The sequence below is a fragment of the Phycicoccus sp. 3266 genome, assembly GCF_031456495.1.
Taxonomy (GTDB): domain Bacteria; phylum Actinomycetota; class Actinomycetes; order Actinomycetales; family Dermatophilaceae; genus Pedococcus.
This window is the reverse complement of record NZ_JAVDUW010000002.1, coordinates 100,123-126,283: the sequence shown is the minus strand read 5'-3', so window position 1 is coordinate 126,283 and position 26,161 is coordinate 100,123. Positions and strand designations below refer to the sequence as shown.

25 protein-coding genes are annotated in these 26,161 nt (G+C 74.2%); 8 read left to right on the top strand and 17 right to left on the bottom strand.

Translation table 11 applies throughout. From position 1 onward, the window contains the following. Positions 1-68: 68 nt before the first annotated feature. The 3 genes from tilS to J2X64_RS10340 all read right to left on the bottom strand — a co-directional run bounded on the left by tilS (position 69) and on the right by J2X64_RS10340 (position 3,620). Positions 69-1,049, bottom strand: coding sequence for a tRNA lysidine(34) synthetase TilS (tilS, locus tag J2X64_RS10350; protein WP_310153515.1), 981 nt, complete (start codon positions 1,047-1,049; stop codon positions 69-71). A gap of 7 nt (positions 1,050-1,056) precedes the next feature. Continuing rightward, complete coding sequence (locus J2X64_RS10345; protein WP_310153512.1) at positions 1,057-2,118, bottom strand: zinc-dependent metalloprotease; 1,062 nt, start codon at positions 2,116-2,118, stop codon at positions 1,057-1,059. A gap of 68 nt (positions 2,119-2,186) precedes the next feature. After that, a complete protein-coding gene (locus J2X64_RS10340) occupies positions 2,187-3,620 on the bottom strand; it encodes a D-alanyl-D-alanine carboxypeptidase (protein WP_310153509.1) in 1,434 nt (477 codons plus the stop codon). A gap of 94 nt (positions 3,621-3,714) precedes the next feature. Here J2X64_RS10340 and J2X64_RS10335 point away from each other — a divergent pair, with 94 nt between their 5' ends. After that, positions 3,715-4,266, top strand: a complete 552-nt coding sequence (locus tag J2X64_RS10335) for an inorganic diphosphatase (RefSeq protein ID WP_310153507.1) — start codon at positions 3,715-3,717, stop codon at positions 4,264-4,266. A 113-nt stretch (positions 4,267-4,379) separates the two neighbouring features. Here the strand turns inward: J2X64_RS10335 and J2X64_RS10330 are convergent, their stop codons facing one another. Together J2X64_RS10330 and J2X64_RS10325 are read right to left on the bottom strand one after the other, a co-directional pair. Further along, positions 4,380-5,759, bottom strand: a complete 1,380-nt coding sequence (locus J2X64_RS10330) for a C40 family peptidase (protein WP_310153505.1) — start codon at positions 5,757-5,759, stop codon at positions 4,380-4,382. A gap of 213 nt (positions 5,760-5,972) precedes the next feature. Continuing rightward, a complete protein-coding gene (locus J2X64_RS10325) occupies positions 5,973-7,340 on the bottom strand; it encodes a nitrate/nitrite transporter (RefSeq protein ID WP_397444038.1) in 1,368 nt (455 codons plus the stop codon). Positions 7,341-7,387: 47 nt separating this feature from the next. Here J2X64_RS10325 and J2X64_RS10320 point away from each other — a divergent pair, with 47 nt between their 5' ends. The 3 genes from J2X64_RS10320 to J2X64_RS10310 are packed head-to-tail and all read left to right on the top strand — an operon-like array spanning position 7,388 to position 10,225. Next, positions 7,388-8,299, top strand: a complete 912-nt coding sequence (locus J2X64_RS10320; protein WP_310153500.1) for an alpha/beta fold hydrolase — start codon at positions 7,388-7,390, stop codon at positions 8,297-8,299. Next, positions 8,292-8,681 carry a VOC family protein gene (locus tag J2X64_RS10315; protein ID WP_310153497.1) on the top strand — a complete coding sequence of 130 codons (390 nt, stop codon included), beginning with the start codon at positions 8,292-8,294 and terminating at the stop codon, positions 8,679-8,681. The genes J2X64_RS10320 and J2X64_RS10315 overlap by 8 nt, the downstream gene beginning before the upstream one ends. Then, a complete protein-coding gene (locus J2X64_RS10310; RefSeq protein WP_310155827.1) occupies positions 8,678-10,225 on the top strand; it encodes an LLM class flavin-dependent oxidoreductase in 1,548 nt (515 codons plus the stop codon). Before J2X64_RS10315 ends, J2X64_RS10310 begins: the two co-directional genes overlap by 4 nt. A gap of 119 nt (positions 10,226-10,344) precedes the next feature. On the opposite strand, the gene J2X64_RS10305 is transcribed toward J2X64_RS10310, so the two are convergent. Genes J2X64_RS10305 through J2X64_RS10290 form a run of 4 tightly spaced genes read right to left on the bottom strand, consistent with a single transcriptional unit; the run spans position 10,345 to position 15,624 of the window. Next, the gene (locus J2X64_RS10305) at positions 10,345-10,929 is read right to left on the bottom strand and encodes an ATP/GTP-binding protein (RefSeq protein ID WP_310153492.1); all 585 of its coding nucleotides are present in this window, start codon (positions 10,927-10,929) and stop codon (positions 10,345-10,347) included. After that, complete coding sequence (locus tag J2X64_RS10300; protein ID WP_310153489.1) at positions 10,910-11,281, bottom strand: DUF742 domain-containing protein; 372 nt, start codon at positions 11,279-11,281, stop codon at positions 10,910-10,912. The genes J2X64_RS10305 and J2X64_RS10300 overlap by 20 nt, the downstream gene beginning before the upstream one ends. A 4-nt stretch (positions 11,282-11,285) precedes the next feature. Continuing rightward, entirely contained in the window at positions 11,286-11,687 is a 402-nt protein-coding gene (locus tag J2X64_RS10295; RefSeq protein WP_171244902.1) for a roadblock/LC7 domain-containing protein, read from the bottom strand. Positions 11,688-11,691: 4 nt separating this feature from the next. Further along, on the bottom strand, positions 11,692-15,624 hold the full coding sequence (locus J2X64_RS10290; protein ID WP_310153486.1) for an ATP-binding protein: 3,933 nt from the start codon (positions 15,622-15,624) through the stop codon (positions 11,692-11,694). A gap of 285 nt (positions 15,625-15,909) precedes the next feature. Between J2X64_RS10290 and J2X64_RS10285 the strand changes: the two genes are divergently transcribed. Continuing rightward, positions 15,910-16,416 (top strand): DUF6328 family protein, encoded by a 507-nt coding sequence (locus J2X64_RS10285; RefSeq protein ID WP_310153482.1) that lies wholly within the window; start codon positions 15,910-15,912, stop codon positions 16,414-16,416. 61 nt (positions 16,417-16,477) lie between these two features. Further along, positions 16,478-17,380, top strand: coding sequence for a L,D-transpeptidase family protein (locus tag J2X64_RS10280; protein ID WP_310153479.1), 903 nt, complete (start codon positions 16,478-16,480; stop codon positions 17,378-17,380). A gap of 39 nt (positions 17,381-17,419) precedes the next feature. Here the strand turns inward: J2X64_RS10280 and J2X64_RS10275 are convergent, their stop codons facing one another. From J2X64_RS10275 to J2X64_RS10260, 4 genes are all read right to left on the bottom strand, one after another. Beyond that, positions 17,420-19,774: a TIM-barrel domain-containing protein gene (locus J2X64_RS10275; RefSeq protein ID WP_310153476.1), complete on the bottom strand. Its 2,355-nt coding sequence runs from the start codon at positions 19,772-19,774 to the stop codon at positions 17,420-17,422. Between the two features lie 141 nt (positions 19,775-19,915). Beyond that, positions 19,916-20,188: a Rho termination factor N-terminal domain-containing protein gene (locus J2X64_RS10270; RefSeq protein ID WP_310153472.1), complete on the bottom strand. Its 273-nt coding sequence runs from the start codon at positions 20,186-20,188 to the stop codon at positions 19,916-19,918. A 221-nt stretch (positions 20,189-20,409) separates the two neighbouring features. Further along, entirely contained in the window at positions 20,410-21,111 is a 702-nt protein-coding gene (locus tag J2X64_RS10265; RefSeq protein ID WP_310153469.1) for a GAF and ANTAR domain-containing protein, read from the bottom strand. A 207-nt stretch (positions 21,112-21,318) separates the two neighbouring features. After that, entirely contained in the window at positions 21,319-22,104 is a 786-nt protein-coding gene (locus tag J2X64_RS10260) for an ANTAR domain-containing protein (RefSeq protein WP_310153467.1), read from the bottom strand. Between the two features lie 186 nt (positions 22,105-22,290). Here J2X64_RS10260 and J2X64_RS10255 point away from each other — a divergent pair, with 186 nt between their 5' ends. Both J2X64_RS10255 and J2X64_RS10250 read left to right on the top strand, forming a co-directional pair. After that, positions 22,291-23,163, top strand: coding sequence for a sigma-70 family RNA polymerase sigma factor (locus J2X64_RS10255; RefSeq protein ID WP_310153464.1), 873 nt, complete (start codon positions 22,291-22,293; stop codon positions 23,161-23,163). 28 nt (positions 23,164-23,191) lie between these two features. Further along, positions 23,192-23,758 carry a hemerythrin domain-containing protein gene (locus tag J2X64_RS10250; protein ID WP_310153460.1) on the top strand — a complete coding sequence of 189 codons (567 nt, stop codon included), beginning with the start codon at positions 23,192-23,194 and terminating at the stop codon, positions 23,756-23,758. Positions 23,759-23,813: 55 nt separating this feature from the next. Here the strand turns inward: J2X64_RS10250 and J2X64_RS10245 are convergent, their stop codons facing one another. The 4 genes from J2X64_RS10245 to J2X64_RS10230 all read right to left on the bottom strand — a co-directional run bounded on the left by J2X64_RS10245 (position 23,814) and on the right by J2X64_RS10230 (position 26,093). Then, a complete protein-coding gene (locus J2X64_RS10245) occupies positions 23,814-24,518 on the bottom strand; it encodes a DUF6766 family protein (RefSeq protein WP_310153457.1) in 705 nt (234 codons plus the stop codon). 81 nt (positions 24,519-24,599) lie between these two features. Continuing rightward, on the bottom strand, positions 24,600-25,010 hold the full coding sequence (locus J2X64_RS10240; protein ID WP_310153454.1) for a hypothetical protein: 411 nt from the start codon (positions 25,008-25,010) through the stop codon (positions 24,600-24,602). A gap of 99 nt (positions 25,011-25,109) precedes the next feature. Further along, the gene (locus J2X64_RS10235) at positions 25,110-25,298 is read right to left on the bottom strand and encodes a hypothetical protein (RefSeq protein ID WP_310153452.1); all 189 of its coding nucleotides are present in this window, start codon (positions 25,296-25,298) and stop codon (positions 25,110-25,112) included. A 105-nt stretch (positions 25,299-25,403) separates the two neighbouring features. Beyond that, positions 25,404-26,093, bottom strand: coding sequence for an HAD family hydrolase (locus tag J2X64_RS10230; RefSeq protein ID WP_310153449.1), 690 nt, complete (start codon positions 26,091-26,093; stop codon positions 25,404-25,406). Between the last annotated feature and the right edge of the window lie 68 nt (positions 26,094-26,161).

Here is a 26,161-nt window from a genome sequence, read left to right as displayed (position 1 = left end):
CCACGGCTCTTCTCCTGGGGTGTCAGCGACGCGGGTGTCGTGCGGGATGTCGTGCGGGGATGCCCGGCCTATTCAACCGGAGCCCGCGCGGCGATGGATACCCGACCACCGGATCGGGTGACCTGCAGCGGTCCGGGCGCGCTCACGGGGCCCTGTCCGTGCCAGTGGGTGAGCAGCGCGTCGCACGCGTCGGTGTGCCGGCTGCCGAGCTGGCCGGCCGGCGCACCGGCTGCCAGCAGCAGGCGCCGCCACACGCGGGTGCGGACCGGACGGGCGAGGGCGGCGAGCTCGGCGACGTCCCAGGGCCCCGGCCCCAGCTGCGCCACCGCCTCGTCGGCGAGGCCGTCGAGCAGGTCGGCGTCCTCGCGCAGCTGGTCGGCCGACCGCGCCAGTGCGGCGGCGACCCCGGGGCCCAGGTCGCGCTCGAGGTCCACGAGGGCGCGCCGGGCCCGCACCCGGGTGTATGCCGGGTCGTCGTTCATCGGGTCCTCCCACCACTGCAGCCCCTCGGCACGGCAGGACGCCCGGGTCTGCTGGCGGGTGACGCCCAGGAGCGGACGGCGCAGGAGGCCGCGGGCACGCGGCATACCGGCGAGGGATCGGGCGCCGGCGCCCCGGGTGAGCCCGAGCAGCACCTGCTCCGCCTGGTCGTCCAGCGTGTGGCCCAGGAGCACCAGCCGCGCACCTTCGCTGGCAGCGGCCGCGGCCAGCGCGTCGTACCGGGCGCCACGGGCGGCGGCCTCCACGCCCTCGCTGCCACGGGGGACGTCCACCCGCACCCAGGAGACCGGGGCCAGGCCGAGGCCGTCACAGGCCGCCGCGGCCTGCCGGGCCACCTCGGCGGAGCCGGGCTGCAGGCCGTGGTCGACGACGACCGCTCCCCCGCGCACGCCCAGCCTCGGCGCCTCGAACGCGAGCGCCGCGGCGAGGGCGAGGGAGTCCGCCCCGCCGCTCACGGCGGCCAGGACGACGTCGCCCGGGTCGCACTCGCACAGCGCGCCGCGGACGGCGACACGGACCGCAGCGGTGGCGGGGTGAGGGCCGCTCACGACCGGGTCAGGCGTGGACGCGGGCGACCCACGCGGCCGGGTCGTCGATCTCCTCGGGCCGTGGCAGCGTCTCGGGCGAGTCCCAGATGCGGTTGAAGCCCTCGACCCCGACCGTGTCGACGACGCCGCGCACGAACGCCGCACCGTCGCGGTACTGGCGCATCTTCGCCTCGAGGCCGAGCAGGCGGCGCAGCAGCCGGTCGACCGCGCCGGCGCCCTTGCGACGGGCGTCGAAGCGGCTGCGGATGTGGGCGACCGAGGGGATGACCTGGGGGCCGACCTCGTCCATGACGACGTCGGCGTGGCCCTCGAGCAGGGACATCACGGCGGTCACCTCGGCGAGCGCGCGGCGCTGCTCGGGGGTGGCGACGAGGTCGACGAGGCCGGTGCCGCCGGCCTTCACGGCGTCGGGCAGCGACGTCGCGAGCCGCGAGAGGGTCTCCTGGAGCGACTCGGGGTCGGGCACGAGGTCGACCGCGAGCGTGCGGACGCGCTCGACCATGTGGTCGCGCAGCCACGGCACGGCCGTGAACTGCACGCGGTGGGTCTCCTCGTGCATGCAGACCCAGAGCCGGAAGTCGTGCGGGTCGAGGCCGAGCTCGCGCTCGACCTGGACGATGTTGGGCGCGACCAGCATGAGCGCGGGGGTGCCGTCGGGCGCGAGGTCGTACTGGCCGAGGACCTTGCCGGCCATGAAGGCGAGCAGCGCACCCGCCTCGCCGCCGCTGACCTTGCCGGTGATGGCGCGGGCGGTCTCGCCCGGGACCCGCTTCTGGGACGCGGCGATCTTGCTCATCACCGGGTCCATGAGCGCGGCCATCGAGTCGGCGTTGAGGCTGATCCACGTCGAGCGGTCGACCACGACCGGGGCGGGTGCGTCGCCGGGGGCGTGCAGCCGTGCGGTCTCGGCCACGGGGGCCTGCGCCCTGGCGGCGCTGGCGCGCACCGAGGCGACGACGTCCGCGGCCTCGCCGGGCGTGACCCGGGGGCCCGCGGCCACGAGCCGCCGACCGGTCGCCTTGGCGAACTCCCAGTCGACGTACCGCGTCGTCGGTGTCTGCACGCTCATCCCCTCACCGTAGTCGTGGGTGCGCGACCCGGCCCGCGTCCTGCGGGAACGGTGGTCGGCGACCGGGGTCAGCGACAGCCGCAGGTGGCGAGCCGTGTCACGAAGCGGTCCAACGCGGCCCGCGCCTCCAGCGTTCCGACGCCCGGGCGCAGCCCGTCGGCGAGCACGACGTACGACAGCACCCGGCCGTCGGCGTCGATGACGGTGCCGGCGATCGCACTCGCCCCGGTCAGCGTCCCGGTCTTCGCGCGGGCGATGCCGGCCACGACGTGCGTGGTCTTCGTGGTGAACCGGTCGTGCAGGGTGCCGCTGAGGCCGGCGACGGGCAGCTGGGCCACGACGTCCTGCATCCCGGGCACCGAGCCGTCCGCGCCGCGCTGCAGGACGTCGGAGATCACCCGGGGAGGGATGGCCTGGCCCGAGGTGAGGCCGCAGGTGTCCTTGAGCGTCACCTCGGTGAGGTCGATCCCGAGGTCGGTGTCGGTCTTGCGGACGAAGGCGACGGCCGCGGCGAAGGTCGCCGGGCTGCCCGCCTTGACCGCGGCCTGCCGGGCGAGGCCCTCGGTGAGGGCGTTGTCGCTGTCACCGAGCGCGAGGGCCAGCACGTCGCCGATCGGGGCCGACTCGACCCTGGCCAGCTCACCGGCCCCCTCGGGTACCGGCGTGGACCAGGTCGACTCGGGGGCCAGCCTGGCGGTGAGGCCGACCTTGGCCAGGGCGGAGACGAAGGCCGCGGCGGTCGCCGCCTCCGGGTCCCTCGGCGCGGGCTTGTAGGGGACGGCTCGCTGGCCGGCGAGGCCGATCATGCTGACGCCGCCGGTGAACCCCGCGTCGATGTCCGCTCGGCTCCATCCGGGCGCCCAGCGCGCGCCCCGGGCGTAGGAGGTGTCGAGGCGCAGCGTCACGCTGGTGGTGCCGCTGGGCTGCAGGGCCGCAGCGACCTGCTCGGCGAGGTCGGCCAGGCCGGCCCGCCCCTCGACCGCGGCCGGGTTGCCCTTGCCCCGGGCCAGCATGGTGTCGCCGCCGGCGACCAGCACCAGGTCCTGCGGCGAGGCGCCCTGCACGACCCGGGTCGCCATCGTCGCCCTGGTGTCCAGCGTCGTGGAGATCGCCAGGGCGGTGAGCAGCTTGGCCGTCGAGGCGGGGACCCGCGCCCGGTCGGCGTCCTTGGCGTACAGCGTCTGGCCGGTGAAGGCGTCCCGGACGACCGCACCCGGGCGACCGCCCAGCCCCGGGTCGGCCACGGCGGCCGCGACCGCGCGGGCGACGCCGGTGGCAGCGGGGATCGGGGCGTCGGCCGAGGCAGGCGGGAGCGGCTGGGCCGCGGCGTCGACGGTGGGGACCGTGACCGAGGGTCCGGTCGTGGCCCCGGCCGTGGCGGTCGGCGTGGGGGTGGGACGGGCGCGGGTGAGGACCCCGGGCACGACGTCGAGGACGTCGAGCGTCGCGTAGCCGAGGAGCAGGACGAGCACCGCCGCGAAGGCTGCCAGGACCCGCCGCACTCGACCCCCTTGGCTCTCGACTTGCACCATGCGGAACACTTGTCCGCGAGCCTAGGTCATCGACCTGGAGGCACAGAGGAAAGGGGCCAGCGTCGTGGAGTTCGACGTCACCATCGAGATCCCGCAGGGAGCTCGCAACAAGTACGAGGTCGACCACGCGACGGGCCGCATCCGCCTGGACCGGCTGCTGTTCACGTCCACGCGATACCCGGCGGACTACGGCTACGTCGAGGACTCCCTCGGCGAGGACGACGACCCGCTCGACGCCCTGGTCCTGCTGGAGGAGCCGACCTGGCCCGGCTGCCTCGTGCGGGCGCGGCCCATCGGCATGTTCCACATGCGCGACGAGGCGGGCGGCGACGACAAGATCCTGTGCGTCCCGGCCGGCGACCCGCGCCAGGCGCACATCACCGAGCTCGAGCACATCAGCGAGTTCGACCGCCTGGAGATCCAGCACTTCTTCGAGACCTACAAGGACCTCGAGCCGGGCAAGTCCGTGGAGGGCGCGCACTGGGCCGGTCGCGAGGCCGCCGAGCAGTGCGTCCGCGAGGCGATGAAGCGCGCGACCGACGCCGACTTCACCACCGCCCGCTGGACCCTGCCCGGGCACACCGCCCAGAGCGAGGCCCGTCCCGTCAAGGACTGACCGGCCGCGACCGACCGGCGGCTCGCGGCAGGACCGCAGCACCCACCACGCACCGGACCCCCGGACGACTCGCGTCGTCCGGGGGTCCGCTGCTGTGGGCCGTGGGGCGCCGGTCAGGGGCGGCCGCCGTAGGGCAGCAGGTCGCTGCGGTAGATGGAGGCGTACCGGACGACCGCGCCCGTGTGCGGCGCCTCGATCATCTGGCCGTTGCCGACGTACAGGCCCATGTGGTGGCTGCTGGGGCCGTCGGAGCCGTAGAAGACGAGGTCGCCCGGCCGCAGGTCGCTGATCGCGACCCGGCTGGTCTCGGCCCACTGCGCGCCGGTGTAGTGCGACAGGTAGACCCCGGCCTGGCGCCAGGCCATCATCGTCAGCCCGGAGCAGTCGAAGGAGCTCGGGCCCGCGGCACCCCAGCCGTACGGCTTGCCCAGCTGGGCCTGCGCGTAGGCGATGACCGCTCCGACGCCACCGCTGCTCGGCGGCGGGGGCGGCGGGTCGGCCGGCTGCGGCGCGGGCGGGGTCGGCCGGCTGGGCCGGCTCGGCTGGGAGGCCTGCTGCTCGGCCGCCTTCTGGGCTGCCTCGGCGGCGGCCTTCTGGCGCGCGGCCTCCCGGGCCGCGGCCTGGGCGGCAGCCTGCGCCGCCCGGCGGGCAGCGGCGTCACGGGCCTGCTGGGCCCGCTGGGCCGCCAGGCGCGCCTGCTCTGCGGCGGCCGCTGCCGCTGCGCGGGCCGCGGCTGCCGCGGCGAGGCCGTCCTGGCGCTGCTTCTCCATGGCGACGGACGTCTTGCGCAGGGACGCGAGCTGGACGGTCATGGCCTGCTGCTCGTGCTGGATCCGGCTCGCCTCGGCGGTCGCCTGGTCGGCGCGGGCCTGCGCGGCGTCGCGCGCCTCCTGCGCGGAGGTGGCGGCCTGCGCCTGCTGGTCGCGCGCGGTCGCGGCCTGGGCCCGCATGGTCTGGGCCACGACCGAGGTGGCGGCGGCCTTCTGCAGCGCGCGGCTGCGGGCGTCGCTGACGGCCTCGATGGCGGTGGCGCGGTCGACGAGGTCCTGGGGTCCGGTGCTGGACAGGTACGCGTCGAGCTCGCCGAGGTTGCCGCCGGACTGGTAGACGGACGAGGCGTACCGGCGCACCTCCAGGCTCGCCGCGTCGGCCTGGGCCTGGGCGGCGGACGCGCGCTTGGCGGCTGCGTCCGCCTCGGCCGTCGCCTGGTCGAGGGCGAGCCGGGCCCCGTTGTACGCCTCGGCCGCGGCGCTGGCGTCGTCCTGGACCTGGCTGAGCTGGGCACTGGCGGCGGCGTACTTCGCGTCGAGGGCGGCGACCTGTCCGGCGGTGCTGGACACCTTCGCCCTGGCCTTGTCGACCTGGGACTTCGACGGGTAGACGGGGCCGGGGTCGGCACTGGCCGTCCAGGCGGTGCCGAGGCCGAGGGCGCCGACCAGGGACATCGCGGCGCCCACGCGCAGTGCGCGTCGGGGGGAGGTGGTGCCTGGCACGGGGAGATGCCTCTCTCGTCACGGTGCTTCACTGGGGTCAGCCGGACGAGACTACGACCGCCTTTTCACTCCGAACCCATTCGTCACACCAATCCCACCGCTTTCGCCCTCGCGCGCGAAATGACAGCCGTGCAACTCGGCGAATGACACCGATGTCTTTCAGCAGGTCGACACCGTCCTTCGGACACGTGTCCAGCAACCGTCACGAATTGGTCACGAAATCGGCGTTTGTGCAGGTGGGAGGCCCGGATCGGCCGGCTGGACCGGCTTCCCGGCCCGCAGCGCGGCATACGCCTGGGGGTCACTGTCGCGCAGGTGGCGCCGGGCGCGCCGCCGGTAGCGCAGGATCTGGGCGACGCCGATCCCCCACACGAGGTACTGCACGGCCATCGCCGCGCGGAAGGTGTCGACCGTGTACGTCTCCGGGCCGCCGGGCGCGACCCGGTCGAGCACGATGCCGATGAGGGTGACCGTCGACAGCGACGCGAGGAACCCGCCGACGTTGACGATCCCGGTGGCGCTGCCGAGCCGTGTGGGCGGGTTGAAGGTGCGGGCGAGGTCGAAGCCGACGAGCGACCCCGGTCCCCCGACGGCGGTCACGACGACGAGCACCACCAGCAGCGGCAGCGGCGCGCGGCCCGGCCACAGGAGCACGACCGCCCAGACCGCCATGATGAGCAGCACGATGCCGAGGATCAGGGTCGAGCGGGAGAACGGGTACCGCGTCACGAAGCCGCCGATGAGCGGGCTGGTGACGACCGTGGTGACGGTCATGAGCATCAGCAGTGTGCCCGCCGCCTCGGGCGAGAGCCCTTGTCCCGCAACGAGGAACGGGTACCCCCACAGCAGCGCGAAGACCGTCGCACCGAACTGCGCGGAGAAGTGGGACCACAGCCCGAGGCGCGTGCCCGGCGCCCGCCAGGCCGCCCGGAGGCTGCGGGCGATCGCGCGCACCTTGATCCGGTCGAGCTCGTGGTCGGGGTTCGGGGAGTCGCTGACGAGCACCAGCGCCACGACGCCCGCCACGACCCCGGCACCCGCGGCGGTCAGGTAGGACGGCGTCCAGCCCCACTGGTGCAGCGCGTAGACGAGCGGCGACGCGGCGACGAGCGCGCCCATCTGCCCCAGGAGACCGGTCAGCTGCGACACCATCGGGATCCGCATCGGCGGGAACCACAGCGCCACGATGCGCAGGAGCGGGACGAACACCATGGAGTCGCCCATGCCGAGCAGCACCCGGGCCCCGATGCCCGCGGCGAACGAGTCGGCGAACGCGAACGCGAGCTGCGCCACCGTCATCAGTCCCATGCCGGTGAGCAGCAGCCGCTTGGGCCCGAACCGGTCGAGCAGCGCACCCACCGGGATCTGCATGGCGGCGTAGACGAACAGCTGGACCATGGTGAAGACGGACAGCTGCGTCGCGGCGATGTGGAAGCGGTCGCTGGCCAGCAGCCCGGCGACGCCGAGCGAGCTGCGGTTGAAGACCGCGAGCACGTAGAGCGCGACGGCGCTGCCGTAGACCACCCAGGCCCGGCCACCGCCCATGGGGTGCTGGTGGTCTCGGCTGGTCACGGCCCCCATTGTCCCGCAGCCGCGCGACGACCCGCGGGCCGGGCTAGGTTGCCGGCATGCGCGAGCTCAGCAGGAACGGGCTGACCTTCGACGTCAGCGACGACGGCCCCGACGACGGCTCGGCCGACCCGCCGGTCGCCCTGCTGCTGCACGGCTGGCCGCAGGACCGCCACGCCTGGTCGCGAGTGACCCCGCTCCTCACGGCGGGCGGCCTGCGCGTCGTCGCGTTCGACCAGCGCGGGTACTCCCCGCGCGCCCGCCCCGCCGGCCGCGCGGCATACCGGATGGGCGAGCTCGTGGCCGACGTCGTCGCGGCGGTCGACGCGTGCGGGGTCCAGCGGGTGCACCTCGTGGGGCACGACTGGGGTGGCGCGGTGGCGTGGGCGGCGGCGGAGCGGCACCCGGAGCGGTTCGCGTCGCTGACCGTCCTGTCCACGCCGCACCACCGGGCGTTCGCCGCGGCCCTGCGCCACCTCGACCAGGCCTCGCACAGCTGGTACATGGCCGCGTTCCAGCTGCCCTTCCTGCCCGAGCTGGTGCTCGCCGGGCAGCTGGAGGGGGTGCTGCGGCGCAGCGGCCTGCCGCCGGAGGACGCGCGTCGGTATGCCGCGCGCTTCCGCGAGCGGGGCGCCGGCAGCGGCGGCCTGGCCTGGTACCGCGCCCTGCCCCTCGGCGCCTCGACGCTGTCCGGACTGCCGAACCCGTTGCGCCGCAAGGCATCCCGCGGCGTGAGCGAGGCACCCGGGGCCGGAGCCGGGCAGCACCGGATCACCGTGCCGACGACGTACCTGTGGGGCGCGCACGACCCCGCCCTCGGCCGCCGCGCCGCCGAGGCCAGTGGCGACTGGGTGGCGTCGGACTACCGGTTCGTCGAGCTCGACGCCGGCCACTGGCTGCCCGAGACCCGACCGCAGGAGGTCGCCGCGGCGGTACTGTCGCGAGCAGGAGGTGCTGCGCAGGATGCCTGACCCGAAGCTCGCGCAGGTGGCCCAGCGGGCCACGGACCTCGACCGCGCCGCTCGGTTCTACGAGCGGCTCCTCGGCTCCCCTCCTCTGGCGCGGTTCGACCCGCCCGGCCTGCTGTTCTTCTCCCTCGGCGACGGCACCCGGCTGCTGCTCGAGGCGGGCGCCCCGTCGGCCCTGGTCTACGTGCGGGTCGGGGACGTGCGCGAGACCGTCGAGCGGCTGCGGGCGGACGGTGTACCGGTGGAGAGCGAGCCGCACGTCATCTTCAGCCACGAGGACGACACGCTCGGGCCGGCCGGAACCGACGAGGAGATGGCGTTCGTGCGCGACAGCGAGGGCAACCTGCTCGGCCTCGTCGCCACCAGCCCGAAGGGGCGGGCCTGACCGGGCCCGCGGGGCTCCCGGACCCGGCCCTGGTCGTCCTCGTCGGCCCCACCGGCTCGGGCAAGTCCACCTGGGCGGCCCGGCACTACCGCCGCACCGAGGTGGTGTCCTCCGACGCGCTGCGTGCGGTCGTCGGCAGCGGCGAGTACGACCTCGAGGCGTCGGCGGACGCGTTCGCCGTGCTCCACCAGGTCGTCGCGGCCCGCAGCCGGCGCGGGCTCACGGTCGTCGTCGACACCCTCGGGCTCGACCCGGACACCCGGGACCGGTACCGCGAGATGGGCCGCGCGGCGGGGCTCCCCTGTGTCGCCGTCGTCCTCGACACCCCGGGCGCCACCTGCCGGGAGCGCAACTCCCGTCGCGACCGGCCGGTGCCGGCGAAGGTCCTGGCCCAGCAGCTGGCCCGGATGCCGCGCGTCGCCGAGGATGTCGCGGGCGAGGGGTGGGACGTCGTGCTCCACGTCGACGGCTCCGACCCCGGCACGGGACCTGCAGCCGCCGGCACGGGCGGCCCAGGCACCTCCGGCCCCGAGCCGGCCGTCCCCGCGACCGCGCCGGGCGCGGCGTCGGCCTGGCACCGCGGCCCGCGCACCGCACGACCCGGCGTGCGCCAGGGCCTGCCGGAGCTCGTCCTGCAGGTCTCCCGCTTCCCGTGGGGACAGGACCCGGTCGGGTGGCTGCGCACGGTCGCGCTGGCCGCCGACGAGGCCGGCTTCTCCGGGCTGGCGCTCATGGACCACCTCGTGCAGGTCCCGCAGGTCGACCGCGCCTGGGAGCCGATCCCCGAGCCGTGGGTCACCCTCGGCCTCCTCGCCGGCCTGGACACCTCGCTGCGGCTCGGGACGCTCGTCTCCCCCATGACCTTCCGGCCCGCCGGGGTCCTCGCCAAGGCCGCGGCCACCCTCGACGTGCTCAGCGGCGGGCGGGCGTTCGTGGGCGTCGGCGCGGGGTGGTGGGAGCGCGAGCACCTCGGGTTCGGCGTCCCCTTCCCACCCTCCTCGACGCGCCTCGACCTGCTCGAGGACGGCATCGAGACGATGCGCGCGCTGTGGGCCAGCGGCACGAGGGCGTATGCCGGGCAGCGGGTCTCGCTGCCCGAGACCACCGCGTACCCGCGCCCCGTCGGTCCGCTGCCGGTCGTCGTGGGTGGCGGGGGCGAGCGGCGCACGCTGCGGGTCGCGGCCCGGCTCGGCGACGCGTGCAACGTGTCGAGCGACCGGGCCACCGTGCGGCGCAAGGTCGAGGTCCTGCACCGTCACTGCAGCGAGGTGGGCCGGGACCCGGCGGAGGTGGCGGTCACGGTGCTCGACGTCCCCGTCGTCGGCCGCGACCGCGAGGACACGTGGCGCAGGGTGGAGCGGCTGCGCGGCCGCACCGCCGCCGCGGCATACGCCCGCACGCACCACGCCGGGGAGCCCGCGAGCCACGTCGAGCGCTACCGGCAGCTGGCCCGGGAGGGCGTGGACACCGTGTTCGTAGCGCTGCCCGACCTCGCGTCGCCGGACGACCTCGAGCGGTTCGCACCGGTCCTGCGCGGCAGCTGACGGTTCCGCGCTCGGGTGCGACCCGGGGGGTTCGACGCAGGGACGGGCACGACACGGAGTCCGACACGACGAAGGGCCGGGACGCACGTGGCGTCCCGGCCCTGTCGGCCGTGCTGGGGTCAGGCCGTGGCCGCGACCCCGGTGAGCTGGGTCAGCGCGAACTCGGTGATCCGCACGAGGGCCTGCTTGGCGGACTCGCGGTCGCGGGCGTCGACCGTGATGACCGGGATGTGCGACGGGATCGCGAGCGCCTCGCGGATCTCGTCCGGGCCGAAGTCGCCGGCACCGTCGAACTGGTTGAGCGCGACGATGAACGGCAGGCCCTTGGCCTCGAAGTAGTCGACGGCGGCGAAGCTGTCGTCGAGCCGGCGGGTGTCGACCAGGACCACGGCGCCGATCGCGCCCTTGACCAGGTCGTCCCACATGAACCAGAAGCGGCGCTGGCCGGGGGTGCCGAACAGGTACAGGACGAGGTTCTCCGCGAGGGTGATGCGGCCGAAGTCCATCGCGACGGTGGTCGTGTGCTTCGACTGCACCTTGGAGATGTCGTCCTGCCCCTCGGACTCCTGGGTGACCAGGGCCTCGGTGCGCAGCGGGTCGATCTCGGAGACGGCCCCCACGAAGGTCGTCTTGCCGACGCCGAACCCGCCGGCCACGACGATCTTCGTCGAGGCGCTGTTGCGGTTAGAGGGCGCGTAGTCCACTGAGAGTCCTTTCGATGAGGGCACGGCGCTCGTCCGTCGTCGTGTTCTCGGAGATGGTGGCTCGGGTCTTCAGGTGCCCGGCGGTGATCAGGTCTCCCAGGAGGACCCGCGCAACGCCGAGCGGGATGTGCAGCTTGGCCGAGACCTCGGCCACGGACGGGTTCGTGGCGCACAGCTCGACGATGCGACCGGACAGGTCACCCTCCGGCCAGGTCGCGGACTTGGCGGACGGCAGCACCTCGAGGGTGGCCTCGATCGGAAGGTCGACCTTGGCCTCGGTGCGGCCGTGCGTCAGCGCGTAGGGCCGGACCAGGCGGGGTCCGGCGCTCTCCTCACGCTCCTCGGCACTCATCGCACTACCCCGACATCGGGGTCCGGGCAGCCGCGTCGATCATCTGTCCGACGCGGTCGACGAGGACCGCCATCTCGTAGCCGACCTGACCGATGTCGGAGTCCGTACCGGTCAGCGCGGCGAGGTGGGAACCGTCGCCAACGCTCATGAGCAGCAGGTAGCCGAGCTCCATCTCGATGACCGACTGGAGCACGGTGCCGCCCTGGAAGAGACGAGCCGCACCCGAGGCGAGGCTGGCCATGCCGGAGGCGACGGCCGCCATCTGCTCGGCCCGCTCCGGCGGCAGCTGCTCACTGGAGGCCATGGGGAGCCCGTCGGCCGAGACCAGGATGGCGTGCGACACGCCGGGGGTCTCGGTCGCGAACTTGGCCACGAGCCAGTCGTACTCGCCCTTGGGCTGCGCCATGGCGTCAGTGGTGAACATCGGCTTCCTCTCGGTGTGTTCCGTCTTGTGCCTCGGTGCGTGCGGCGCTCACACCGTTCTTGTGGCGGTTCAGGTTGCGGCGGATGGTCTCCGGGTCGCGGCGCGACCCGGTGGGGGTGACCGTGGGCGTCTCCGGCGCCGGCGCCGGCGCTGCGGCGTCCATGGCCCCGGGGATGAGGTTGCTGCCGGGCCTGCGCATGGGCAGACCTGCCGAGCTCTCCTGCACGGGCTGCTGCTCCTCGATGCGTGCGGCGGCGGACCAGGCCTGGTCGGCCTCGGTCGGCGACCAGTTGTCGGCGGCGGGCTGGGCGCTCCCGTCGGTGAGCCAGTTCGACATCATCGCCCGGAAGATCGGGGTGTCGTTGAGCGGACCGGCCTGGGCGGGCTCAGCGTCGGACGAGGCGTCCTGGGCGACCGGCTGGGCCGGCTGCTCCTCGACGGGCTCGGTCTCGACGACCTCGGCCACCGGCTCGACGAGCTCCGGCTCCGAGAGCTCCGGCTCGGGCTGGACGTCCTCCGCCACCGGCTCGGTGAGCTCCGGCTCGGGCTGGACGTCCTCCGCCACCGGCTCGACGAACTCCGGCTCGGACTGCTCCGGCTCCGACTGGACGACCTCGGCCTGCGGCTGCTCCGCCTGCGCGACCGGGGTCGCCTCGGGAGCGGGAGCGTCCTGGGCCGCAGCCTCCGCCGGACCGCGGCGACGGGCGCCGAAGAACGAGGAGGAGTGGGCCCGCACCGCCGGGCGGCGGGTCCGCGGGCCGGCGGCCTCGTCCGACTCCGGCTGCGCCTGGTCGGCGACGGCCGAGCCGGTCGCGCCCGGGACGCGGGTCGGCAGGGCCTCGCCGGTGTCGGCGGACGGTGCCTCCGTCTCGGCCTCGGTAACGGCCGCCTCGCCGACGGTGGCGTCGGCCACCGGCTGCTCGGCTGACTGGACGTGGGACGCGTCGTCACCGTCGTGGGGGCCGTCGTCCTCGCGGGCGACCGGCTCCTGCTCCTGCGGCTCGGGAGCCGCCGGGGCGGCCTCCGGCGCGAGGAGCTCGGCGACCTGCTCGTCGGCGAGGGCCTCGGCGACCCACTCCTCCGGCACGGTCATGTCCGTGGTCTCCGGGGCCTCGACGGCCGCAGCAGGCGCCTCGGGCGTGGCCGACATGGCCTCGGTCCCGTCGGTCGTGGCTGCCGACGCCTCGGCGCCGTCCTCGTCGGTGGTCCCGTCGACCGTTGCCTCGCGGGCCTGGGCGGCCTCGACGAGCTTGGCGCGGTGGTCGAGCCAGGCAGACAGGTTCGACGGCATCTGGCGCGGCTCGTTGGCCTCGGCCTCGAGCCGGGCGGCCTCCGCCTGGGCCTTCGCCCGGCCGGGGAGCCAGCTCATGAGGCGCGAGCCCTTGGCGGCGCTCGGGGCGGCCGACGGCGTCGCCGGGGAGTCCTGCTCGCCCTCGGGCGCCACGGAGGGCGTGTCCTCGAACTCGCGGAAGGCGGTGATGCCGGTGGCGCCCGAACGGCGGACCGGCAGGCCCGACGGCGAGAGCTTGGGCGCCGAATCCTGGGCCGGCTGCTCCGGCGCCGCGTCGGCGGCCGGGGCCTCGGTGGCCTGTGCCAGCGCCTCCTGCGGCGTGGCGTCGCGCTGGGTGGCGTCGGCGCTGCCGTCGACCTCGGCGCCGTTCGTGCCGGCGCCGTCGACCGCGGCGTGGCCGTTGACCTGGGCGCCGTTCGGCTGCGACCCGTTGGTCTCGGCGCCGTTGGTCGCCGAGCCGTTGGTGGCGGAACCGTTGGCGGAAGCCCTGTCGGCCGGCGGCTCGGCACCCTCGATGACGGGCTTGACCGGAGCGGGCAGGGCGGTCGACGCGTTGGGCCCGTGCGCACCCGGGGTGCGGGTCGGCAGGACCTTCTTCGTCGCGCCGGGCACCGGGCTCGGACCCGCGAGGCTCGGGGCCCCGCTCGCGCCGCGGACCCGGGTGGGCAGGCCGGCCTTCGTGGTGCCGCCGACGGCGGGCTGGGCGGGAGCGGCCGGGGCGGCCTCGACCGGCGCCGGGCTCGGCGCGGCCTTGGCGACCGGGCGCGGTTGGCGCTCGAGGGTCGAGCTGTCGGCGAGGAGGCCGGCGGGCAGGTGGACCGAGACGGTGATGCCCATCTTGTCCTCGCCGTTGCGGCGGAGGCGGACGGCGATGCCGTGGCGCTTGGCCAGGCTGCCGACCACGAACAGGCCCATCCGGCGGGCGGTGTCGGCGGTGATGTCGCCACCGTTCGCGAGGCGGTCGTTGAGCGCCGCAAGCTCCTTCGGCGGCATACCCAGCCCGTGGTCGCTCACCTCGATGAGCAGGCCGCCCTCGGGCGTGCGGGCGCCACGGATCGCCACACGGGTCGTGGGCGGGGAGTAGGCCAGCGCGTTGTCGACGACCTCGGCCACGAGGTGGATGAGGTCGGAGCCGACGGCGCCGAGGACCTTGTCGTTGGAGGTGTCGCCGATGTCGATGCGCTCGTAGTTCTCGACCTCGGACACGGCCGCACGGACGGCGTCGGAGACCGCGATGGCGCCCGAGACGCCACGACGGGTCGACGTGCCGGCGAGCACGAGCAGGGAGTCGGAGTTGCGGCGCATGCGGGCCGCGAGGTGGTCGAGGCGGAACAGGCTCTGGAGGCGCTTGGGGTCCTCCTCGTCGCTCTCGAGGCGCTCGATGAGGGTGAGCTGCTGGTCGATGAGCGAGGTGCTGCGTCGCGAGAGCGTCTCGAACATGTGCCCGACCTGCACCCGCAGGCGGGCCTGCTCACCGGCGAGCGCGAGGGCCTGGCTGTGCAGGTCGTCCACGGCGCGGGCGAGCTGGCCCATCTCCTCGTGCGTGGTGACGGGGATCGGCTCGAATGCCGGGGGCTCCTCGCCGTCGCGCATGGCCGTGACCGCCGCGGGCAGGCGCCGGTTGGCGATGTCGAGGGCACCCGACCGGACAGCGCGGATGGGGGTCAGCAGCGAGCGCAGGAGGCCGATGACGATGACCAGGGCGGCCAGCAGCGCGATGCTGATGAGGCCGGCGTTGACGAGCGCGTCCTTCTGGTGGGTCGCGGCCCGGTCACGCAGGGTGGTCTCGAGGTTCGTGAGCTGGGCGTCGGCGAGGTCGGAGTAGCCGGTGTTGCTGCGCTCGATGATGCTGCCGAGCTGGGCCACCGCGTTCTTGTCGAGCGACTCCTGCTGCAGGGCGTAGTAGCGGCGGCCGTTCTCGTTGAGGAGCTGGCGGACCGCGGTGCCCTCGTCGGCGGGGGCGTTGGAGACGAGCCGGGTGAGGGCTGCGGTCTCGGCACCGACCGAGCCCAGGGCGCGCAGCTTGGAGCTGGCGTCGTCGGAGTTGGCCAGGTTGAGCTGTTGGGCCGTCATCGCGCGCTGGGCCGAGATCGCGTCCTGCAGGTTGGCGACGATCTTGGCGGAGCCGGAGTCGTCGGCGAGGCCGAGGTTGCTGACGGCGCTGGAGAGCAGGGTCGCGGTGCTACCGGACTTGTCGATGATGACGCCGGAGAAGCTCTGCTGGGTCTTGGCCGACCGCACCGACTGACCGAGGGCCAGGGCGGACTCGGCCTGGTTCTTCACGGCCTCGGGGACGCTGGGCGACTTGATGGCGATGCGCAGGTTCGCCGCGGCCGACTCGTACTTGGTGATGGCGGCGATCTCACCGCCACCGCCGATCGCGTCGGCGGCAGCGAGGTGCTGCACGGCGAGGTTGTAGTCGACGATCGGTCGCAGGACCAGGACCGTGTCGGCGGCTCGGGTGAGCGAGCGGGCGGCGTCGAAGTCGGTCTTGACCCGCAGGCCACCGAAGACGAAGGCGAGGATCACGGGCAGTGCCAGCGCAGCGGCGAGCTTGCGCCGAAGCGGCCAGTGACCGAACGACCAGCCGGGGGAGACACGGCCGGCCGCCGACTTCAGTCTGGACACAGACTCACCTTCCTCATCACGACACATATCGGGCTCAGTGCAACCTAGAGCCGCCTACGGGTGGCCGGGGTAGGCCTGCACAGGCACTTGGCACCTTCGGACTCCGCACAACTGACCAAACGGACTAGTGCCTCTCGGTGCGTCCGCTCGCGCCGTCCACGCAGCGCCGAGTATGGAGGTCCGACGGCCCCTGTGGGGGCTTTCGAGGGCGCCGATCTCCCTGCGCGGGAACGCCGCTCGACCCGGCGACCGGTTGCGGCCGCGGCAGGTGGGTATCGTCCGGGCATGGGCCACCTGGACGACGCCGACGCCGACGACGGCCGCCACGAGACGCCGACCGAGCGGCTCGACCGCAACTGGGACGAGCTGCTGCAGGAGCTGCGGGTCGCGCAGACCGGCGTGCAGATCCTGGCCGGCTTCCTGCTGACGCTGCCGTTCCAGCAGCGGTTCACCGAGGTCGACCGCTCCAACCGCGTGGTCTACCTCGTGGCGTTCTCGCTGGCCATCGCCGCGACCGCGTTCCTCGTCGCCCCGGTGAGTGCCCACCGGCTGCTGTTCCGCCGGCGGGCCAAGGCGTCGCTCGTCCGCTTCGGCGACCGGTGCGCGCGGGCGGGCCTGGCGTGCCTGGCACTGAGCGTCAGCAGCGTGACGTTCCTGATCTTCGACGTCGTCGTCAGCGCCTCGGCAGCCGTTGCCGCGGCGGTGGTCGCCTTCGCCCTCTTCCTCACCAACTGGGTGGCCCTGCCGCTGGGCTTCCGGCGCGGGCACCCGGAGCACGGCCCGCGCGGCTGAGCCCGCCCCGGCCCCCGTGAGGCCGTCCGGGAGGTGCGTCGCGCGCCACTAGCATGGGCGTATGCCGCGCCAGGACCCTTCGGAGTCCGGTGGCGAGAGCCGCAGCGAGCGGTTCGCGCGCCTGAGACGGCGTCGACGGCACCAGCACCTGGCGCTCGCCCTCACCACCCTCGTGGGAGTCGGCGCCCTGCTGGCGGACCGGCACGACGGCGGCGACCGGGCGGCCCCGGTGTCTGCGCGGGGGCAGGCACCGGCTGCCTCCCCCTCGATGACGGCCACCAGGGACGGGCACGCGGCCGGGGGCGACTCCGAGGCGGCCTCCGCCGTACCGGCCGCGACCGCGACGACGGGGACGGACGCGTCCTCGACCGCCGACAGCGCACTGCCGATCTCGGCCGAGATGGCCCGGCAGGTACCGGCCGGCACCCGGCAGGTCGTGGTCGTCGCCGGCACCGGCCTCGACAGCAGCACGGCCCGCGTGACGTTCTACGAGGCCGACCGGGACAGCGGCTGGTCGACGCTCGCGTCCTGGCCGGGGCACGTCGGCCGTGCCGGCTGGTCGAGGAAGCACGTCGAGGGCGACCTGCGGACCCCCATCGGGGTCTACCGCCTCAGTGACGCCGGGGGGCGGCTCCCCTCCCCTGCCGCCCGGCTGCCGTACCACCGGTCGGGCCTGTTCCGCGCCCCCGAGTCGGGTCCCGGCTTCGGCGACTCGGCCGCGGACGCGTTCGACCACGTCATCGCCATCGACTACAACCGGGTGGCGGGGCGCTCGCCGCTGGACCGCGAGCGCCCGCTCGGGGCAGGGCGCGGCGGCGGCATCTGGCTGCACCTCGACCACAACGGTCCGACGCACGGCTGCGTCTCGGTGCCCAAGGCCGGGCTCCAGCTCCTCCTGCGCCGGCTCGACCCCGCGCTCCAGCCCGTCGTGGTGATGGGGCCCCGGGACGTCGTCACGGGCTGACCCGCCACCGCGCTCCCGAGCTCGTCACCGACAGGTCGGTCACCAGCGGGCGAGCAGCAGCTCCAGGACGGCGGCCTCGACGTCGCGGTCGAGCTCCAGGCCCCGCAGCCGAGCAGCGGCCTCCGCGCCGCCCTGCGCGGACTGCACCAGCTCGAACGCCGTGCGCTTGGTGTTGTACTCGATCCGCGCGCGGTCGAGGACGGCGCGGACCTGCTCCACCGTGCGGTCCCACCCGAACGGCCGGAGGTCCTCGACCTGCACCGTGAGGCCGTCACCCGCGGTCGCCGCGCCGAGGTCGATCCGCGTGCCGGCTGCGGTGGCCTCGGCCGCCAGGGCCTCCCCGTCGCTCGTGGCACCGGCCTCGCACCCGAGGAGCAGCAGGCTCCAGGTGCGCCTGGCCGGCACCAGGTCGCTGGCGCCGGACGGGCTCGCGACGACCAGCGTGTGGCTCGCGTCGTCCCACGTGAGGGTGGTGACAGCGGTCCGGGGCTGGGTGCTGCCGTCGTCCTCCACGAGGTCGAAACGGCCGTCGGCGCCGGGGGCGAGGACCACCTCGACGTGCTCGGGAAGGTCGGTGCCGACCGCCGCGTCGTCCGCACCCGCCAGGGGCAGCAGACCGCCCGCGCGCAGCAGCACCGGCAGCGTCTCCATCGGGCGGTGCAGCCGGACCTGGCGCCCCCCGCGGTAGGCGGTGCCGGTGAACAGGTCGGTCCACTCCCCCGCGGGCAGCCAGGCGAGGGTGCTGCCGAGCCCGAGGACGTCCTGCTGCGGGCTGGTGACCGGCGCCACCAGCAGCTCGGTGCCGAAACGGAACTGGGTGGGCACGGCATACGCCTCGGGGGCCTGCGGGTCCTCCCAGTACATCGGCTCGACGAGCGGGGCGCCGTCACGAGCGGCCCGAGCGTTCATGGTGTGCAGGTAGGGCACGAGCCGGTGCCGCAGCCGCAGGAAGGCGTCGATGGTGTCGCGGGCCTGCGCCGGGAAGGTCCACGGCTCCTTGCGGATGAACGGGTGCAGCGTCGAGTGCAGCCGCATGACCGGGGAGAAGACGCCGAGCTGGACCCACCGCACGGTGAGGTCGTCGTCGCGGCTGCCGTACCAGTGGCCGCCGATGTCGTGGCTCCACCAGCCGTAGCCGATGTTGGAGGCGGTGCTGGTGAAGTACGGCTGGAAGGCGAGGGAGTCCCAGGTGATGTGCGTGTCACCCGAGAAGCCGACCGGGTAGCGGTGGCTGCCGGGCCCGGCGTAGCGCGAGAACGTGATCGGCAGCCGGCCGCGGCGCGCCGAGTCGTTGAAGTGCTCGAGGTTGAGCACCCACAGCGGGTCCACGCCCGCGGTGCGGCTGTGCGCCCCCTGCTGCCAGTCCAGCCACCAGAAGTCGACGCCCTCGTCCTCGAGCGGGTGGTGCAGCACCTCGAAGTAGGCGTCCATGAAACGGGAGTCGGTCGGGTCGAACGCGACGGTCTTCCCGGTGGCGGGGTCGATCCCCATCGCCCTGGCCATGGCGGGGTAGGCGTCCTCGAACGCCCGCACGCCGTCGGCCGGGTGCACGTTGAGGGTCACCGCCAGCCCCCGGCGGTGCAGCTCGGCGAGGAATGCCGGTGGGTCCGGGAAGAGCTCGCGGTTCCACGTGTAGCCGGTCCAGCCGGTGCCGTACCGGGGGTCGATGTCGACGAGGTGCCAGTCCATGTCGAGGACCGCCACCGACAGCGGCACCTGCTCGGTCTCGAAGGTGTCGAGCAGGTCGAGGTACTCCTGCGCCGAGTAGGGGTGGTAGCGGGACCACCAGTTGCCCAGGGCCCACCGCGGCAGCATCGGCACGGGGCCGGAGACGGCATACAGGTCGCGCACGGCGGCCCGGTAGTCGTGGCCGCGGACGAAGACGTAGAGGTCGACCGAGCCCTCGGGGCGCGGCACCGCGCGCCCGTCCTCGAGGAGGAACGACGTCGAGTCGTCGAGGACGGCGATGCCGGTCCGCGAGACGACACCGGGCCCGAGCGGCACGGCTCCGTCGACGTCGTCGAGCGTGCGCGCGGTGCCGCCGAGGTCCTCCACCGGCTCGCCGAACCGCCACTGCTGGGTGTGCGGGTGGTCGACCGGACCGACGACGGTCACGAGCAGGCCGCTGGGGCTGAAGGGCTGGCCGTCGTAGTCGAGGTGCAGGCACTCGGTGGTGAGCTCGAGGCGGCCGTCGTGCCGCCGGACCTCGACCTCGGGCACGGGCAGGCGCCGGTTGACGGCGAAGACGCTCGCCCGGTCCTCGAACCGGCCGGACTCCGACCACTCCAGGCGCAGGAGGCCGGGGGTCAGGACGGTCACCCGCCACCGGTCCCCCGTGACCACCGCCGCCGGGTCCGCCACGGGGTCGCCGGTCACGGCCAGTCGTGCGCTCACGGGCACCGTCCTTCGTCGTCGGCCGAGCCCGCAGGTGCGCCCGGCGCCGAGGTCACGCTAGCGGCGTCGGCGTGCTGCGCGCGCGTCAGCGGCGCCCGCGGTGCGCAGCGATGGTGCCGCCGTGTGCGTGGCAGTCGGTCGTCAGTGGTTGCGGAGGGCCGCCACCAGCTGCGACTTCGTCATCCGGCTGCGGCCCTCGATGCCGACCTCGGCAGCCCGCTTGCGCAGCTCGGCGACCGTGCGGTCGTCGTAGTCCTGCCCTGCACCGCCCTTGCGCGACACGGCGCTTCGGGACGTGCCGGCGGCGGCGTTGGCGATGCGGGCGGCCTTCTCCTTCGAGGCCCCGTCCTTGCGGACCGCCTCGTAGACGTCCTTGTCCTTGACGCTGGGACCGGGGTCCTTGCGAGCCGGCATGGCCTCTCCTCTGGGTCGGCACGAACTCCTCCTTCCCGCGCCTACCCCCTCGTGGCCGGCGTGAAACCACCACGACGTCGCAGGTGGGGCCCCTGCGACATGCATGCCTCGCCGGGCGGTGGGGGTATGGGGCCGTTGTCGGCCGCGGCCGGCGGGCCGGGGCGGTTGAACCACCAGCTGCCCCGGTCCAGGCCGCCCGGCGACCCGATGCCCAGCTCGCCTCAGAGCTGGCCGGTGTAGACCACGTCGTCGGCGATGTCGGCCAGCTTGCGGTTGGTGTCCTGGCTGCGCCGGCGCAACAGCTCGAAGGCAGCCTGCTCGTCGAGCCGGTGGCTGGCCATGACGATCCCGATCGCCGTGCCGATGCGCCGGCTGCTGCGCAGCGCGATCTCGAGGTTGTCGGCGCGCTGCTGGTCCTCCGCGGCCTGCACCGCGATCGCGGCGTGGGCGGCGAACACCTCCGACACGAGCACGTCCCCCGGGGTGAAGGCGTCCGGCCGCACGGCATACACGTTGAGTGCGCCCACGGTGCCCTCCCGCACGAACAGCCGGTGCGACAGCATGCTGCGCACGCCCGTCTCGGCGGCGACGCGACCGGCGAACCGTGGCCAGCGGCCGTCGTGGCCGAGGTCGCCGGTCGCGTAGGACTCGTGGTCGAGCAGCCCGTCGATGCACGGGCCCTCACCCGTCTCGCCCTGGATCCGGTCCACGGTCTCGGGCAGGTCGCCCGTCGTGGCCAGGGTGCTGAAGACGTCACCACGACGCACCGTGATGGACGCGTGGTCGGCGCGGATGATCTTGACGGCAAGCTCACACACCGTCTGGAGGGTCCCCAGTCGGTCGCCCTCTGCCTGGACGGCGTGCACGAGCTCTGCGAAGTACCGGGCCAGGTCGTGCTCTGGCGCCGGGACGAATCGACTCATCGAAAACGTTCTCCGAAGAAGCGACGGTTCGCCCGACCGGCACGTTGTTTGGCCGCTGGCGCTCCCGCGGGGAGGACTCTACTGAAAGCGGACGACGGCGTCGCAGCAGGTCACCGGCGCGCCCTGGGGAGGCGACTGTCCCCGAGGAGGCTTCCCGAGGCGCGTGGGGGGCGGCGCGGGCGGCAGCGGTGGCGGCCGCTCGGGAGGTCAGGCCCCCGAGTCCAGGGCGGCAGCCTCTGTCGCGTCCTGTGTGTGTCCGTCCTGGTCCCCACGGCTCGGCAGGTCGCCGGTGAGGGCCACCTCGGCGGCGATGTCGCGCAGCTTGCGGTTGAGTTCCTGGCTGGCGCGGCGCAGGCGCTCGAAGGCCTCGTCGGAGGAGACGAGGTCACGCGCCATGAGGATGCCGATCGCCGTCCCCACCTGGCGGCTGCTGGTGAGCGCCGCCTCGAGGTTGCTCACGTCCTGCTGGTGCACCGCACTCTGGACCGCGAGGGCGGCGAAGGGTGCGAAGACCGAGGCGGTGGCGAGGTCGGCGGCCGCGAACGCTCCCGCCTTGTGCGAGTACAGGTTGAGTGCCGCCTCGTCGTCGCCGCCGATAGGCAGGCGCAGCGCCAGAATGCTGCGGACGCCGGTGTCCGCGACGCACCGCGGCGCGAAGTCGGGCCAGCGCTCGTCGGCGCCGAGGTCCTGCACCAGGGTCGCCGCGTCGCCGGTCGCCGCGTCGAGGCAGGGTCCCTCACCCGTGTCGTACTGGATCCGGTCCACCTCGGTGGGCAGCTGGCTGGACGAGGCCACCGTGGTGGGGCGCCGGCCCGGACGCAGGAAGGTCACCGAGCAGGCCTCGCTGTCGGGGACGGCCTTGGCGACGAACCGCACGACGCGGTCGGGGTCGGGCGGGGTACCGGCTCCGTTGCCCAGCGCCGTGGCGAGCTCGGCGAACTCCTCGCCGAGCACCGCGGCCCAGCCCCGACGATCTTCCGTCTGCTCGGCCACCGGTCACCTCTTTCCTCGCTGCCCCCCAACACGACTTGCGCACGAACTCGAGGGCCCAGCCTAATCGGTGCGCGCGACGCCCGATATGGGTGCTTGCGGTTGCCGGATCCCGTATCGGGTGTTTGAGTGGAGGCGGCAGAGTGGTCCAACAGTGGCGCCAGCCTTCCCTGCCGGAAGGACGTCCTGATGGACACCGCCCCTGTTCCCGCACGTCTGTCCCCGGTCGCCAGCGAGCCGCAGGCCCCGGTCCTGCGCCCGGCCGAGCCGTGGGACACCGCCCCTCGCGAGGCACCTCAGCAACCCCACCACCACAGTGCCGCGCACGAGGAGGCCGAGGAGCTGCTGCTCTCCCTCGCGGGACAGCTGTCCACCGAGGACCGCCGCGAGCTGGAGCGCCGAGTTGTGCTCCTCACGCTCGACCTCGCCGACCGTGCCGCCCGCCGCTACCGCGGCCGCGGCCTGGAGTTCGAGGACCTGCGCCAGGTCGCCTCGCTCGCCCTGCTCAAGGCCGTCCGCGGGTTCCGCCCCGGCCGTGGTCCGAGCTTCGCGGCGTATGCCGTGCCGACCATCTCGGGGGAGCTCAAGCGCTTCTTCCGGGACACCGGGTGGGCCGTCCGGCCGCCGCGCCGCCTGCAGGAGACGCGGGCCCGCGTCCTGCGCTCGGAGGAGGAGCTGCGCCAGGACCTGCAGCGCGAGCCGACCCGCGACGAGGTCGCGAGCGCCGTCGGCGTCGACCGCGCCGGGCTGGAGGAGAGTGCCGAGGCGGCCTCGTGGTTCAGCACGAGCTCCCTCGACGCCCCCGCGGGTGAGCACGCCGTCGAGGTGCCCGACGGCGTCGATGCGTACGCCGACCTCGACCGCAGTGACGCCCTCGGCCGCGCCCTGGACACCCTCGACCCGCGCGAGCTGGCGATCGTCCGCATGCGCTACGTCGAGGAGCGCACCCAGTCCGACATCGGCGCCGCGATCGGCGTGAGCCAGATGCAGGTCTCGCGCCTGCTGTCCGCCACGCTGGAGCACCTGCGCACCACCATGGTGGAAGCGGACGCCGTTGCCTGAGGCGACGGTTCCGAGGCAGAGGCTCGCCGTGCAGGCCGACGTGGACCCCGAGGCCGTCGCCTTCGCCAGGGAGGTGGGCCGCCAGCACCGACGGCTGCAGCGGCTGATGCAGGAGGTCCTCCGGGCCGGCGACGGCCTGTGGGAGGGCGCCTGGCAGCAGCTGCGCGCCTACCTCGCCGCCCACGAGGCCGCGGAGCGGCTCGTGATGCACCCCATGTTCCGGGCCAGGGACCGCGACGACGTCTCCGTCATCGACCGCGTGGCCGAGGAGGAGGACATCGCCCGCGCGATGACCACTCTCGAGGGGGTGCCGCGGGCGGACGGCTGGTTCCGGGCGCCGATGCTCGCGCTGTGCGAGCTGGTGACCGCCCACTCGCACCGGGAGGAGCACGACGAGCTGGCCGGCTTCCTGCACCGCATCACCGAGGACGACGCGGTCGAGCTCCTGGAGGTGCTGCTGCTGGTCGAGCGCGTCGCCGGCACGCTGGTGGAGCAGTGGCCCGACCACGCGTTCGCCGCCCTGCTCGACCTCGCCGAGGACGAGCTGGACCGCCTGCTCCTGGCCTCACGTGGCCGGGGGCCCCGCACGCCCTGAGGATCCCGCGTCCGGTCCGGCGTCCCGTCGGCGGGTGCTCAGTCGTCCGACGTGGTCAGTCGTCCGACGTGGTCAGGTCGTGCGGTGCGCCGACCGGCTTGGACTCGGGTGAGCCGCGCTCGCGCAGGTAGATGGCGAAGACGGCCATGGTGCCGACGGCCAGGAGCTCGGACTGCCAGTTCTGCAGGGTCCGGCCCCAGAAGTCGGCGGATGCGAGGTACTGGCCCATCGACAGGGGCTCGAGCAGGTCCCGCAGCCGCAGCTCGTTGGCAGCGACCCGGCCGGCCACGGCCTGCGCCGACCACGACAGGAAGAAGATGACCGCCATCACGAGGGTGAGGGAGTGCGAGTACAGGCTCGTGCGCCAGCCACCCACCCGGGCCCAGGCCGGCGACTTCGCAGTGGCCCACCGGCCGACCTGCTGCTCCCTGTCGCTCTCGCGTCCGCTCTCGCCGGGCTTCTTGGTCTCCGACGAGCCGCGCTGCACGAGCCAGACCGTCAGCAGGATGTAGAGGGTGAACTGCAGGTACTCCGACTGCCAGTTCTCGGCCACGTCGACCGCGAAGGACGAGGACGTCACGTACCGCCAGTAGGACAGCTGCTGCAGGCCCGCGGTCCGCGCCTCCGCGTTGTACCCGACGAGGCCCCAGATCGACTGCCCCAGGAGGGTGAGCAGCAGGAGCACGCCGAAGACGATCGACAGGTTGTTGTCGCGCAGCGGGCGGCGCGGCGCACCCTTCGGGTCGGATCCCGTGGTCACCGGCCCAACCCGCCGATCACGAAGAAGAAGGCCAATCCCGCCGCGATGAACACGGCATACGCCCAGAACGCACCGCGCACGTCAGCCTCCCGAGATCTCGCAGTCGGCGGGCTGCGCGAGGTCCTTCGACGTCCGCCTGCACCCCGCAGCCATCACGCGCCACCCGTCGCGGAAGAGCGACAGGAAGACGACGTCGTCCCGCAGGACGACCTCGGCGCTGTGGCCCTGGACGGTCGTCCGCACCACGTCGGTGTCCTGCCCCAGCTGCACCTTGCCCAGCGCGGTGGCGCAGTCCCCCGAAGGGTCCGTCTGCGCCACCGACTTGCGGGTCGGGTCGACGAGCCGCGCGCAGGCACGGCCCGGGTCGCTCGACGCGTCGCGGACGAAGGACACGGCCGCCTTCCGGGCCGCCGGCTCCAGCGATGTCGCGCCACAGCCCGCGAGGGACACCACGACGGCGCCTGCCAGGGCAACGTGCCGCACACGCGGCATACAGGGAGGGTGCACGGCGCTGAACGTATGCCGTTGCAGGGCAAGCGCGCTCGCGACACGCTGACGCCCGCGGGGCGGGGGGCTGTCGCCCACTGGTGGTCAGTCGTCGTCGCTGTCCTCGGGCACGCCGCCGCTGGCCGTGTCGTTCTCGGCGCCGCCGGACGCGCCCTCGCTGTGCGAGCCGGGGCCGCCGTCGGGCTTCGTCGACTCGGGCGCCGGGGCTCCGGCCTCGCTGGTGGTCTCCTGGCTGTCGGCGTTCTCGTCGTGCGCACCTGTCGATGTGGTCATCGGTCGGCCTCCTTCGCGGTCGGTGCCCGCGGCGGACTCGCCGCAGGCACCTTCACCTACCCGTACCGTCCGGAGGCAAACGCCGTGCCGCGTCAGGGCGGGCCGTCAGGCGCCCCGGGCGACGAACGCCACCCAGTCGGCGTCGTGCAGGTCCTCCAGGCTGTCCGCCACGTGGGCGGCGCCGGCTGCCTCGAGCTCCTCGGCGCCGAAGCCGCCGGTCCGCACCGTGACGCAGGCGGCACCGAGGGACGAGGCCGCCTCGACGTCGTAGGGGGTGTCGCCGACCACGACGGCGCGCGAGCCACCCGCGGACTCCAGCGCTGCGCGCAGGATGTCCGCGGCGGGCTTGGACTCCTGGGCGTCCTCCGACGTCGTGACGGCGGCGAACAGGTCGCGCACGCCGAGCGAGTCCAGCGCCGCGTCGGTGTACTTCGGCTTGCCCGAGGAGCCGACGGCGAGGACGAAACCCTGGCCGTGGAGGCGGCGCACGAGCTCGGCGGCGCCGGGCAGGGGGTCGACCTCGGGGAGCAGCTCGTCGTAGCCGGCCTCCCACAGCTCGCGCAGGCGGTCGCCGTGCTGCTGCTCCACCTCCTCGCCGGCGACCGCGGTGACGAGCCGGTCGCCACCCATGCCGACGGCCCGGTGCACGCGCCACAGCGGGACGTCCACCGAGCACTCCTTGAAGGCCCGGTGCCAGGCGAGCGCGTGGTGGTAGGTCGAGTCCACCAGCGTGCCGTCGACGTCGAAGATGACGGTGTCGCCGGGGGCCGGCCGGGCTGGGTCGGCGGGGCTCATCGGGGGTTCCTCACCCGGCCACGCTAGACCGGGCGGGGCACCGGCGCGCGGCCGCAGGGACCGGCTCC

Excerpts from the sequence above, each read along its gene's own strand:
- J2X64_RS10235 (WP_310153452.1), bottom strand. The coding sequence starts at position 25,298 with ATGACCACATCGACAGGTGCGCACGACGAGAACGCCGACAGCCAGGAG.
- J2X64_RS10270 (WP_310153472.1), bottom strand. The coding sequence starts at position 20,188 with ATGCCGGCTCGCAAGGACCCCGGTCCCAGCGTCAAGGACAAGGACGTC.
- J2X64_RS10345 (WP_310153512.1), bottom strand. The coding sequence starts at position 2,118 with ATGAGCGTGCAGACACCGACGACGCGGTACGTCGACTGGGAGTTCGCC.
- J2X64_RS10300 (WP_310153489.1), bottom strand. The coding sequence starts at position 11,281 with ATGAGTGCCGAGGAGCGTGAGGAGAGCGCCGGACCCCGCCTGGTCCGG.
- J2X64_RS10320 (WP_310153500.1), top strand. The coding sequence starts at position 7,388 with ATGCGCGAGCTCAGCAGGAACGGGCTGACCTTCGACGTCAGCGACGAC.
- J2X64_RS10285 (WP_310153482.1), top strand. The coding sequence starts at position 15,910 with ATGGGCCACCTGGACGACGCCGACGCCGACGACGGCCGCCACGAGACG.
- J2X64_RS10280 (WP_310153479.1), top strand. The coding sequence starts at position 16,478 with ATGCCGCGCCAGGACCCTTCGGAGTCCGGTGGCGAGAGCCGCAGCGAG.
- J2X64_RS10265 (WP_310153469.1), bottom strand. The coding sequence starts at position 21,111 with ATGAGTCGATTCGTCCCGGCGCCAGAGCACGACCTGGCCCGGTACTTC.
- J2X64_RS10295 (WP_171244902.1), bottom strand. The coding sequence starts at position 11,687 with ATGGCGCAGCCCAAGGGCGAGTACGACTGGCTCGTGGCCAAGTTCGCG.
- J2X64_RS10230 (WP_310153449.1), bottom strand. The coding sequence starts at position 26,093 with ATGAGCCCCGCCGACCCAGCCCGGCCGGCCCCCGGCGACACCGTCATC.
- J2X64_RS10255 (WP_310153464.1), top strand. The coding sequence starts at position 22,291 with ATGGACACCGCCCCTGTTCCCGCACGTCTGTCCCCGGTCGCCAGCGAG.
- J2X64_RS10315 (WP_310153497.1), top strand. The coding sequence starts at position 8,292 with ATGCCTGACCCGAAGCTCGCGCAGGTGGCCCAGCGGGCCACGGACCTC.
- J2X64_RS10325 (WP_397444038.1), bottom strand. The coding sequence starts at position 7,340 with ATGGGGGCCGTGACCAGCCGAGACCACCAGCACCCCATGGGCGGTGGC.
- J2X64_RS10240 (WP_310153454.1), bottom strand. The coding sequence starts at position 25,010 with ATGCCGCGTGTGCGGCACGTTGCCCTGGCAGGCGCCGTCGTGGTGTCC.